Source organism: Arthrobacter sp. B10-11 (genome assembly GCF_033142195.1).
GTDB lineage: Bacteria > Actinomycetota > Actinomycetes > Actinomycetales > Micrococcaceae > Arthrobacter > Arthrobacter oryzae_C.
In genome coordinates, this window is sequence record NZ_JAWMTH010000001.1 from 978,951 (window position 1) to 990,738 (window position 11,788).

General features: G+C 67.2%; 10 protein-coding genes. 5 read left to right on the top strand and 5 right to left on the bottom strand.

The genetic code is table 11. From position 1 onward, the window contains the following. Positions 1–89 precede the first annotated feature (89 nt). From RW112_RS04595 to RW112_RS04605, 3 genes are all read left to right on the top strand, one after another. Positions 90–587 carry a MarR family winged helix-turn-helix transcriptional regulator gene (locus RW112_RS04595; RefSeq protein WP_317780596.1) on the top strand — a complete coding sequence of 166 codons (498 nt, stop codon included), beginning with the start codon at positions 90–92 and terminating at the stop codon, positions 585–587. Between the two features lie 131 nt (positions 588–718). Next, on the top strand, positions 719–1,189 hold the full coding sequence (locus RW112_RS04600) for a hypothetical protein (RefSeq protein WP_317780597.1): 471 nt from the start codon (positions 719–721) through the stop codon (positions 1,187–1,189). Between the two features lie 98 nt (positions 1,190–1,287). Then, a complete protein-coding gene (locus RW112_RS04605; RefSeq protein ID WP_317780598.1) occupies positions 1,288–2,706 on the top strand; it encodes a hypothetical protein in 1,419 nt (472 codons plus the stop codon). A gap of 115 nt (positions 2,707–2,821) precedes the next feature. On the opposite strand, the gene RW112_RS04610 is transcribed toward RW112_RS04605, so the two are convergent. Continuing rightward, a complete protein-coding gene (locus RW112_RS04610) occupies positions 2,822–2,959 on the bottom strand; it encodes a hypothetical protein (protein ID WP_317780599.1) in 138 nt (45 codons plus the stop codon). Positions 2,960–3,368: 409 nt separating this feature from the next. Beyond that, entirely contained in the window at positions 3,369–3,533 is a 165-nt protein-coding gene (locus RW112_RS04615; protein WP_317780600.1) for a hypothetical protein, read from the bottom strand. Positions 3,534–3,919: 386 nt separating this feature from the next. On the opposite strand from RW112_RS04615, the gene RW112_RS04620 reads away from it, so the two are divergent. Then, the gene (locus RW112_RS04620; RefSeq protein WP_317780601.1) at positions 3,920–4,468 is read left to right on the top strand and encodes a hypothetical protein; all 549 of its coding nucleotides are present in this window, start codon (positions 3,920–3,922) and stop codon (positions 4,466–4,468) included. 57 nt (positions 4,469–4,525) lie between these two features. Here the strand turns inward: RW112_RS04620 and RW112_RS04625 are convergent, their stop codons facing one another. The 3 genes from RW112_RS04625 to RW112_RS04635 all read right to left on the bottom strand — a co-directional run bounded on the left by RW112_RS04625 (position 4,526) and on the right by RW112_RS04635 (position 10,646). Continuing rightward, positions 4,526–5,095, bottom strand: coding sequence for a DUF6919 domain-containing protein (locus tag RW112_RS04625; RefSeq protein ID WP_317780602.1), 570 nt, complete (start codon positions 5,093–5,095; stop codon positions 4,526–4,528). Between the two features lie 128 nt (positions 5,096–5,223). Further along, positions 5,224–7,740 carry a S8 family serine peptidase gene (locus RW112_RS04630; protein ID WP_317780603.1) on the bottom strand — a complete coding sequence of 839 codons (2,517 nt, stop codon included), beginning with the start codon at positions 7,738–7,740 and terminating at the stop codon, positions 5,224–5,226. A gap of 179 nt (positions 7,741–7,919) precedes the next feature. Then, positions 7,920–10,646, bottom strand: coding sequence for a S8 family serine peptidase (locus RW112_RS04635; RefSeq protein WP_317780604.1), 2,727 nt, complete (start codon positions 10,644–10,646; stop codon positions 7,920–7,922). A gap of 780 nt (positions 10,647–11,426) precedes the next feature. Between RW112_RS04635 and RW112_RS04640 the strand changes: the two genes are divergently transcribed. Next, entirely contained in the window at positions 11,427–11,738 is a 312-nt protein-coding gene (locus RW112_RS04640; protein WP_317780605.1) for a hypothetical protein, read from the top strand. Positions 11,739–11,788 lie beyond the last annotated feature (50 nt).

Sequence of the window (11,788 nt, forward strand, 5' to 3'; positions counted from 1 at the left end):
TAATCATGCTTACTATTAGGTGGAGGCTTTACCCGCAAACCCATTACCGTGCCCCAGCCGCGGTTTCCCGGAAGGCAGGCAACAAGCACATGGCTTTGGCCCAGCAGAACAGACCGGCAGGATGGTCCACCCACCGCCTTTTGTCGACGGCGGCGCGGTTGGATGAGCGCAGGATCAACCGAAGGCTGGTTGGCCTGGGGCTCACCAAGTCGTCCTTCGACGCGCTGGACTGCGTGGAGGAGCTCGGCCCGGCAACGCAGAACCTCCTGGCCGATGAGCTGGGCATTACGGCCCAGAGCCTCGGCAAGATCCTGGACCGCCTCAGGGATCTCGGCCTCCTGACCAAGGAGCGCGGCGCGGGCGACGGACGCAGCAGGAGTGTCCGGCTGACGCCCCGCGGGCGGTCCGTGCTGCGGACGGCCGAGGAACTGGTCCGCGGACTCCCCCGTCCCGAGCTGGAGGCCGAAGTGGGCCTGCGCCAACACCTGGAACAGCACATTGCCCATCTCACGGAGACCCAGCAGGCCCAGGCGCAGCAGGCCGAGGCGCACCAAACCCGGCTCCGCCAAGCCCAGTCCGGGTCATAAAGCCGCAACCTTGGGTCAATCTTGAGCTTTCCTTGGCAGCCACTTGATTCTGGCGCACAAGACTCTTCCTATCGGAGCCGGACAGGCCCCGAAGGTCTGCGGATACGCCGCACAGTTCAAGGGGACGTCAGATGAGCAAAGTAGCTGGACGCAAGAAGCGCATCATCATCACCACTGCCGCCCTGGTGGCCATCGGCGGCGGCGCGGCCTTCGCTTACTGGAGCGCCACGGGCACCGGCACCGGCGAGGCCTCCACGGGTGAGACAGTGGCGTTCACGGTCCTCAGCACCCCCGCCACCGGCGACGCCCTGAGCCCGGGCGGCCCCGTCCAGACCGCTGCCTTCACGGTCACGAACGGGAACACCGGTACGCAGAACCTGGCCAGCGTCACCGCCGAGGTGGCCAACGCGGACGGTACGGAATGGACTGCCGGAAACTGCTCCGCGGCCGACTTCCTCGTCGGCTCCCCCGCCATCACCACCGGCCAGCTCGCCGCGGGTGCCGTAGCCAACGGCACGGTCACCATCCAGATGGTCAACCGGAACGCCAACCAGGACGACTGCCAGGGCGTGACAGTCCCGCTGTACTTCGAAGCAAAGTGAAGGGGCACCGCCCTGGCGCTCCTCCTCAAGACCGCCACGCTCATCCCCCAATGGTGAGCGTGGCCCCCACTCCCTGAGCCAATGTCGAGAAGGTGCAGATGTCCGGCAGGCGCAACACCAGCTCCCCCGAAAGCCCCCGCGGCTTTCGGCGGGGGCTGGTGCTGTTTCGGCGCCTGTCCGGCCGCGGCTTCAGTGCCGGCATCGCCATGGTGGCGGTGGCCCTGTTCGGCGCCACGGCAGCATCCGCCTACTGGCCGGGCTCAGGGACGGGAAGTACGACGGCGGCAGCCGCCACCCTGGCACCGCCCACCGGCGTGACGGTTCCGGCGAACAGCACGCCGAACGTTGCCGTCAGCTGGACCGCCTCAGCCGGTCTCACCGCGCCGGCGGGCTATTACGTCACGCGCATCACCGGAACCACGGCAACGGCCGCCTGCGGCAGCGGTCCGGCCGTGCTCGTCACCGGTACCGGCTGCACGGACTCCTCCGTTCCGGAAGGCACCCACGCGTACGTGGTCACGGCCGTGCACCGCTCGTGGACCGCAACCAGCGCACCCAGCGGAAACGTCCTGGTGTGGAGCATGCAGAGCGCCGCGTTCACGGCGCAGCCGGTGAATGTTGTGGCGGGGCAGGCCCTTCCCGCCGTCAAGGTGGCGGTCCGCACCGTTGACATGCTGCCGGTGGCCTCCGCCAGGGTGACCCTGTCACTGGGCTCAAACCCCGCCGGCGGCACACTTTCCGGGACCGTCACCGCGGACACCGACATGTGGGGCGTGGCCACGTTCAGCGGCCTGTCCCTCACCAGGGCCGGCATCGGGTACACGCTCGTGGCTTCGAGCCCCGGCGTTGCCGGCGCAGCGAGCAATACCTTCACCGTCTCGGCAGCCGCCGCCACGCAGTTGGTGGTCACGGGTCCTGCCTCGGGCACGGCGTCCTCGACTGCAAGCGTGGGGCCCTTCACCGTCCAGCGCCAGGACGCCTACGGGAATCCGGTTGCAGTGGGCAGCACCGAGGTAACCCTTGCCTCGAACTCCACTGGCACCAAGATCTTCGCCGCAGCCGCAGGCGGCCCAGGCATCACGAAGGTGACCATTCCGGCAGGGTCCGCGTCGGCGTCGTTCTTCTATGGCGATACGAAGGCCGGATCACCAAACGTAACCGCGGCGGCCACAGGCCTGGGGCAGGCCACCGCGCAGGTGGGCGTCACGGCGGCAGCTGCCGCCAAGCTGGTCTTCGGGCAGCAGCCCACCAACACGGCGAAGGGGCAACGGATTACGCCAGTGACCGTCCGGGTGGAGGACCAGTTCGGAAACCTGCAGACCGCAAGCACGGCCCCGGTGACCATGGACAAGACCGCCAAGCAGGGAAACCTGGGCGGAACGCTGGTTCAGGGTGCCGCGGGAGGTGTGGCCACGTTCAGCGACCTGACCATCAACCCGGCCGGACCGCACACGCTGATCGCCACGAGCCCGGGGCTGGGATCGGTCATCAGCGTGGAGTTCACGTCGGGCGGTTAGCCCCGGAACAACGCCGCAGCCACCACGCCGGCGGTGAGCACCAGGAGCACGCCGAGCAGCACGTAGCCGCGCCACTTGGGGCCGGAGCGGTGGGGATTAATATCTACGTAGGGCATTACCGGCGGACCTTCACGGGTACGGGCTTCGCTGCTGCACCGCGCTTCAGGCGGAGCACCAGGTACAAAGCGGTGAACGGAATGAACAGGGTTCCCATCAATGCGCACAGCGCAAAGGCGTAGTCGGTCAGGGCCACGGAATTACCTCCAGGATGCGTCGCTGCACTCGAGGCTGGCACACTCAGAGATATCTCTTCGCGCGGCCGGCAACGAACGGTGGGATCCCCCATGTCGGATCGGTGCCCACTTTACGCAGGCTGCGCCGGATTTGTCCAACGCAGTATAGACGCGCGACAAATCCTGTCAAACGGATGCCGGTTTTATGCCCTGCGAGTCCTGACTCAGCGCCCCAGCGCCAGGACCACCACGACGGCGGTGGCAACGGCCAGCGCGGCCAAGCCCAGTTGGGCCAGCACGCGAAGACGCCTACCCCGCAGTTCCCGTCGAGAATCCCGGGCAGTCAGTCCCCTATTATATTTCCCCATAAGCGCGATGCTACCGGCAGAATGTTTCGGGCAGGCCACGTCAGGGGTTTATGACGCCCGTTTAGTGCTGCCATCCCTGGGCGTCCCGCACTGGCGGCGGGAATACTGTGCGCGTTTCCGGGGGCATGTTTTGCTGGTCCAGCCAGGATCGGGCGGGGTACGGATCATCAGCGACGATGTTCCTCGCCACAAAGCGGCGGAACGCTTCCTTAATGGCTCTCATCATGCACTTACGCTAGGGGCCGGAAACTCTTCTAGACAGAGTGGTCTGTACTCGTCTTTTTCGGGTTTAACCACTCGGTTAACGCGAAATGCAGTACTTGTTTTTACCGGATTCACAAAAGAGCGTTAGCCGGCATTCCAGGAACGGATTAATTCCGAATTCCGACGGCGCTGACACGTTTTCCGTGCATCTAGCGCTTATTTCGCGCGGAGGAGCATACTTTTAACGCCGCCCCAATCGATGGATGTTTTCCAACCGGACGGCCCATTTCACCGGCAGTGCCCATCGGGCCGGCCGGCATCCTGGCGAAAGGCGGGGCATCCCGTTTCCGCGCTTCGCGTCCCTTACCGAACAAAGAAAATCTCGGGTCTCAGAGGGTTGGAAGAAAAATGAGGAATCGCACCACAACAGGACTGATGTCCATGGTCGCCGCAGCCGTACTGGCAGTGGGGCTGCCACCCGGCACCGCCGTCGCCCATGATGATGGCCACGGGCGCGGCGGCGACTCGGACAAGAGTGACGACTGGCGCAAGAGTTCCGAGCAGCGCAAGCTGGTACGGACCTTGCGGAGCGTCACTGCCGATTACCACCGGCTCCAGAACGCGATTGATGACGGCTACGAGAAAGCCAGCGAATGCGTCGAGAAGGCGGACGGCAGCGGGGCCATGGGCTTCCACTACCTGAAGAAGGACCTGCTGGACGACAAGACCCAGGCCCGCAAGCCCGAGGTCCTCGTCTACATGCCCAACGATCACGGGCGCATGAAGCTGGTGGCGGTGGAGTTCCTGTCCACGGCAGCGGACGCCCCGGAAATCGCCGGACTCGAGTTCGAGAAAGGTCCGTTCCCGGATTCCTGGGCCCTGCACGCCTGGGTGTGGAAGGACAACCCGGACGGGATGTTCGCGGCATACAACCCCGACCACAGCTGTCCCAAGTAGACGGGCGCAGGCAGCGGGATCAGCCGGATCACCGGTACCGGATCACCGCGGAGGGCCTCAGCCCTTCGCGGTGATCAGTGCCTTCTGCAGCAGGGGAACCAGTTTGCTGTTCCTGCCCCAGACGGGGTCGAAGATCTGCAGCTCCCAGCACTCGGACAGTGCCTTGGCCAGGATGTCGTTGGTCCAGTCCGTGTAGGTCTCGTGGGCGTAGGAGGGCCCGCCTGAGCCGCCCAGCCAGGTGAACTCCCTGGCGCCTTCCAGCGTCACGCAGATCTGTCCGTTGCCCGATTCGCCCGGAGGGAACACCAGCACCACCAGGTCCGTTTCCACCAGCACCGAGGAGATGACGGCCGCGGACTGCTCGGTGCAGCGGCCGGTCACGAAGGCCCGCTGGCCGTGCCCGCCGGACACGTCCTTCCCGGGCTGCGAATCATCGGTGAGGAAGCCCAGCCGGTTGATGGCCGCCAGGGCCTGGCTCAGGGGGCCGTTCTCGCCGGCGTACTGCGGCGTGGCATAGCCGGGCACGTAACTGAGGGAGCCCTCCAGCCAGCGGGCGGTCAGTTCACAAGCGCCTTCGAGCGTGGTGCAGTTGCGCCACGCGTCCTCGTCGGGGACACCTTCAAACATGCAGAGTCTCCTTTTGATCCCCCATTGGTAACTAGCAGAATGTATCACTGCTCACACTGATTATGCTTTGTCACTTCCGTAACAAGCCGGTGGGCAGGGCTTGGACTGCCGGCATCACGATGCCGTCGTCAGGACCTGGTGGCGTAGCGGTACATGAACGCGGCCATCTGGTCACGCAGGATGGACACCGACGGCCGGAAGGTCTGGGTGCCGTCCCCTTCGCTCCAGCCCCTGGAGATGCCGGTCTTCCACACCCAGGAAATCTCCCGGTAGAACGGGTGGCCCGGGGTGACGTCCGCAAAGGGCGGCTGCGCCAGCGGCACGAAGTCGGGCGATCCCGCGTGCCGGTACAGGAAGGCCGCCATCTGGTCGCGGAGAACGGCTTCGGCGGGCCGGAACGTCCTGCCGCCGTCGGCCTCGGTCCATCCGCGGCTGATGCCGGCCGCGGAGAGCCAGGCGATCTCCTTGTAGAAGGCGTGCTGTGTGGAGACGTCGGTGAACGGTGATTCGGCCGGCGGCACGAAGTCCGGGCTGCCCGCCAGCCGGTAGAGGAACGCGGCCATCTGGTCGCGGTTGACGGGCTGGGCCGGGCGGTAGGTCCGGGTGCCGTCCGCCTCGGCCCAGCCCCTGCTGATTCCGGCGGCGGCCATCCAGTTGATCTCGCTGAAGAAGACGGTCTCCGGCCCCACGTCGGCGAACACCGGCCCCGGCACCACGGAGATGCCGGCGGATTCGGCGGTGGCGGTTCCGTAGCCGGACGCGGTGCCGGTGACCCTCACGGTGATGGTGGTTTCGAGGTCGGCATCGGTCAGCCGGTAGCCGGCCGAGGTGGCCCCGGCGATCGCGGTTCCGAAACGGTACCACTGGTAGGCCAGCGAGTCCGGGGCCGGTGTCCAGGTGCCGGGGACCGCGGTGAGGGTGCTGCCCACCGCGGGTGCCCCGGAGATGGTGGGCACCGCAGGTTCCAGGGCGCCCTTGAAGGCCAGGGTCCACTGGGCCGTGGCGCCGGCGGCGAGGACGTAGCCGGGTTTCGCCCGGGCCGTCACCGTGACGGTGCCGGAGCCCGGATAGGTGCCGGCTTTGACCACGGCGCCGCCCACCAGGTAGTCCACGCCTTCGGACACCGGCACCGTGTAGCTGTCGTTTGCCGTGCCGTCCCGGTCCGTGAACAGAACGGCCGACGGCGTGACCACCGTGGAGGTCGAAACGCCCAGTGCTTTGCCCGCATCCAGCAGGCCGGCGCCGCATCCGCCCGGGCATGTTCCGGGCAGTGCCCGCGCGGTGTCCTTGAGCCGCTGTTCCACGGTGGCCGGGGACGCGGTCCGGCCGGAGGCGGACATCACCAGCGCAGCGGCGCCGGCCACGTGCGGGGCCGCCATGGAGGTTCCCTGCGAGTAGACGTAGTTTTCGCTGGCGGGTCCGTAGGTGCCGCTGTTGAGGGTGGAGGCAATCCCGTCCTGTGCGGTCTGGGAAAAGTCGCCGCCGGGGGCGGTGAGGTCCACGGCGTCGCCGTAGTTGGAGTACGGCGCCCGGTTGCCGCTGCGGGTGCTGGCGGCAACGGTGATCACGTTGCGGCAGTTCGCGGGGCTGGAGTCGGCCGCCGGCCGGTTCGCGTTGCCGGCGGCCACCACCACGGCCGCCCCTGCTTTATAGGCGTAGTCGATGGCGTTCTGGTACGTGGCGGAGCAGGGGGTGATGCCACCCAGGCTCAGGTTGATCACCTTGGCGCGGTTGGTGTTGGCGGGCGCCCCGGCCACATTTCCGCCGGCGGCCCAGATGATGGAGTCGGCAATGTCCGTGGTGTAGCCTCCGCAGGCGCCCAGGGCGCGGACGGGCAGGATCTTGGCTTCGGGGGCGACGCCGGCCACTCCCCTGCCGTTGTTCGCGACGGCGGCCACGGTGCCGGCCACGTGGGTGCCGTGCCAGGACGACGGGTCGCCTGTGGTTCCGGCGCCGCAGAGGCCGTCGGACGTCCAGTCGCCCTCGTCCCGCGGGTTGGCGTCCCGCCCGTCGGAGTCACGCGCGGCGGACGCCTTGGAGATCATGTCGTATCCCGGCAGCACGTTGGCGTTGAGGTCGCTGTGGCTGGTGATGCCGGTATCCACGACGGCGACGACGGTGCCGGCACCTTTGCTGACCGGCCAGGCGGCGGGCAGGCGGATGCCTCCCGGTTCCTCCCATATGTCCCACTGCAGGGGGTAGAACGGATCGTCGGGGTCCGCCATCGGGAACATCCGGGTGTCGGGCTCGGCGAAGTCCACGCCAGGGTCGGCCCGCAGGGTTTCCAGTGCCTTTTCGGCTTCGGCAGGGGTCAGGTTGCGGTCTGCCCGCACCACGCGGGCGCCGCCGGCCGTGCCGCGGACGTCCTGCACGCTCATGCCGAGGTCCTTGGCCAGCCGGCCGTACGATGCGTTCCGCTGGGCCGGACCGGCCGTGTCCTTGAACCCCACGATGAGCTGGTCCGTGGGCAGGTCCGGCGCGGTGCGCGGGGCCGCCTGCGGCGCGACGGGAAGCGGCCGCCCGTCGTCGGCCGCGGCGGGCGCCGCTAAAGGCGACATGCCCGCGATGGCGATCACGGCGGCAAGGGCCAGTCGCGAGGACGCGTGCGTCCTCAGCGCAGCCAGATTTCTCAGCGCCTCAAACATTTCGGATCCTATGGTTGGTGCTTTGCCCCCACAGGGCGCGGGACCGGAGAGAGTGTCCGCGTCGGTATCAATTCTAGCAACGCGTCACTCCCTGCTCATAGGACTACTTGGTCATCATCCGTAAAGAAGCGGGGGGCGCCGCTCCCCCGCTTCCTTACGAACGAAGCAAAGGCCGGAGGCTAGCGCTGCATCGCGTAGCGGTACATGAACGCGGCCATCTGGTCCCTGAGGATGGATGCGCCCGGCCGGAACGTCCGCGTGCCGTTCGATTCCGCCCAGCCGTTGCTGATGCCCTTCCAGGCCAGCCACGAAATTTCCTTGTAGAAGCCGTGGTCGGTGGAAATGTCCGCAAACTTGGACTGCGCTTCCGGCACGTAGTCGGGCGACCCTGCGTGGCGGTAGATGAAGGCCGCCATCTGGTCGCGGTTCACCGTGGCCCCCGGCCGGAACGTCCGCGTGCCGTTCGCTTCCTTCCAGCCCGTGCTGATGCCCTTCCAGGCCAGCCAGGAGATCTCCCGGTAGAAGCCGTGGTTGGTGGGAATGTCCCCGAAAGGGGACACCGCAGGCGGAACAAAGTCCGGGTTGCCGGCCAGCCGGTACAGGAACGCGGCCATCTGGTCGCGGTTCACCGGCTCAGCGGAACGGAAGGTCCGCGTGCCGTCCGCCTCGGCCCAGCCCTGGGTGATCCCGGCGGTGGCCAGCCAGTTGATCTCCGGGGCGAACGCGGTGCCGTCCGTGATGTCGCGGAAGACGGCGGTGCTGAAGGTGTGGCTCCAGGTGGCCGCGTTTCCTGCCACCAGGGTAAAGCCGGCCAGGGCCCGCGCATCCACGCGGACGAACCCGGCGCCCGTATAGGTTCCCGCCGCCACCACCTTTCCGGCCACCAGGTATTCCACGCCCGTGGCGGAGGGCACCGTGTAGGTGTCGTTGGGGGTGCCCAGGTTGTCGGTGAACTGGACGGCGGCCGGGACGGCCCCGGTGGCTACGGCCGCGGTCTGGGCGCTGGTGCGCTCGGCCGGAAGGTAGGCGTCCTTGGTGCCCGTCACGCGGACGGAGAGGGCCTTGCCCTTGTCCTCCGCCGTTGCCGTGTATGTGGCGGCCGTGGCGCCCGGGATTGCCGTGCCGTCCAGGTGCCACTGGTAGGACAGCGCCACAGGCGCCGGCTGCCACACGCCCGGGTTCGCGGTCAGGACGCCGCCGGTGATGGCTTGCCCGGAGATGACGGGGTCATAGGGTGCCGTCACCGGGACGGGCACCACCGGCGCGGTGGGTGCGGAGGTGAGGGTCACGGTGTTACCGAAGAACCGGCTGCCGGTCACCGTGACGGTCAGCGTGGCCCCGACGTCGGCCGCCTGGACCTGGTAACCCACTGCCTGCGCTCCCGGAATGGCGGTGCCGTTGCGGTTCCACTGATAGGCGTGGGTGACGTCGCTCGGCGTCCAGGTGCCGGCCGCGGCGAAGAGGTAATTCCCGACGGCGGCCTGGCCGCCGATTGTGGGCGTGCTTCCCGTTATTTCGGCGTCAGTTTCGAAGTCGAGCGCCGCGGCTGCGTTGAGGACGCCGCTGCCGCACGTTTTGGTGACGCAGGCCCAGGCGTACTTTGTGGCGGTGGTCTTGAGCCTGGTTTCCACGTTGACGGGGGTGGCAAGGTCGCCCAGCCGGGCCATCAGGAGGGCGGCGAGCCCGGCCGCGTGCGGGGCGGCCATGGAGGTGCCTTCGGAGACGGCGTAGGCTTCGGTGCCGGGCGTCTGGGTGCCCGTGTTGAAGGGCACCACTATTCCGTCATAGGAGGATGCCGCCAGGTCCCCGCCAGGTGCGGCGATGTCCACGGCGGGCCCGTAGTTGGAGTACGGCGCCAGGAGGCCGCTGCGGGCAACGGCGGCCACGGAGATCACGTTCTGGCAGTTGGAGGGGCTGGAGGAGGAGGCCGGCATGTCCTCGTTGCCGGCGGCGGCCACCACGGCGGCTCCGCGGGCAACGGCGAAGTTGACGGCGGCCTGGAAGGTGGGCGAACAGGGCAGGGTGGCGCCCAGGCTGAGGTTGATCACGCGGGCGGGGGTGGGATTTACGGGCAGTCCCGTGATGCTTCCGCCGGCGGCCCAGACGACGCCGTCGGTGATGTCTGACGAGTAGCCGCCGCACGGGCCCAGGGCGCGGACCGGCAGGATCTTCGCCTGGGGTGCCACGCCGGTGGTGCCGGTGCCGTTGTTGGAAACGGCGGCGATGATGCCGGCCACCTGGGTGCCGTGCCAGGAGGAAGGGGTGGCCGGCCAGCCGGTCCCGCACATGCCGGCAGAGGTCCAGTCGCCCGGGTCTCGCGGGCTGGGATCGCGGCCGTTGGCGTCCCGGGAGTAGGTGGGATCGGACATCATGTCGTAGCCGGGGAGCACGTTGGCGGCCAGGTCCGAGTGGGTGGTGATGCCGGTGTCGATCACGGCCACCACCGCGCCGGCGCCCTTGGTGGCGTCCCACGCATCGCCGATGTTCATCGCGCCGGAGCCGGTGTGGAGGGCCCACTGCTGCGGGTAGTAGGGGTCGTTGGGGGTGGCTGCCGCGTACATGCGGACGTCCGGTTCGGCGTATTCGACGGCGGGATCCGCCCTGAGTGCCGCCAGCGCCTTGTCGGTTTCGCCGGCATCGAGCGGGCGCTCAGAGCGCAGGACGCGGGCGCCGGTGGCCGTGGCTCGGACGTCGCTCACGGCAACGCCCAGGCTGCGGGCCAGCCTGCCGTAGGACTCCGTGCGCAGGGCGGGGCCGGCAGCGGCCGGGTCCTTGAATTTCACAATGAACTGGTCCGTGGTCGCGGGGCCGGCCGGCCTACCCGCGGCCGGGGCGGCGGGAGGCAACGGCGCATCGTCGGCCACAGCCGGGAGCGGCAGGGCCGAGCCGCACAGCAGTGCTACCACTCCAGGTATCAGAAGACGGGACGATAAACGGGTGCGCAGAAGGTGCAGCATCGCAAAATCCTTGGGGCCAGGCGTCGACCCCCCAGGAGCCGGACCGCGGGAAATAGAGACCGCGGTATCCGCGTCAAGCATGAGTGTAACAACGACTTTAGTAATTGGTAGAGCCTGGAGGTAACAACATCCGAACGGCGTCTGTGCTACTTCGCTAAAGGTTCGGGGACATATATTGGGTACCGAGAATCTCAAAGCACCAGAATTGCTGGCTTGACCCGATCTATGCGCCGCGCCTCTAATTTGTCGATGTCCAGTTTATTCACGGCGACTTATATCACGGCGACGATAAGCTGCTGTCGCTAACTACACACCTGCCAGTCAGCAACGCGACAAATGCCACTTATGGCCCTGCCGCTCAGGCCGCATCCGAACTCTGGCTTCTACTTTTGCGCAGCCTGATCTTCTGAGTTTTATCATGCTCGCCGACTCCCGCACGGCATACAACTGGACCGTGACCGTAGCCGTAGCCGCAGGTGGTGAAACGTCCATCTACATGGCGGACTGTGGGCATGTTTCGTGGGCTATGGTCCTGCGCCGCAAGCGTATGAAGTGGCTCAATAACGGCGGAGCCGGCAGCGACATCGTTGCTCAGATGCTCGTAGCCTCGAATCCGGAGTGGCTGATCGGCTTCGGACACATCAACAGCGTCTCAGCCAACGTCAGTGCTCCATCAATCATTTCTGACCTCACGGCTTCGACAAGGCCGCCGCTAAAGGCGTCCGCGTTGTGGGAACCGACTGGGTGGACTCACCCCAAGAGCACGGCACAGCGGGCAGTGGCCTACGAAAACCGGTAGGCACCCGGCGCGGGTTCTACCTTGCCGACTACCACGCGGTCTTTGTAGACTCGACATCCGGCAACCCCTTTGCCGCCTACTCCTCGGACGGACTGCATCAGGATGGCGTGGCGTCCGCGTCCCTCGCGGACCAACTCGTCAAGGCGCCGGACCCGCTTGTTCCCCTGCAGGACCGCCTCATAGCGTCCAACGATGGCAAGACAAACCTGCTCCCCAAAGTCATGGTTGGCGGAACGACTTAGGCGACTACCTTGGGGCAGAACAGCACCCCATCGCACTGCGTGGCGTCCGA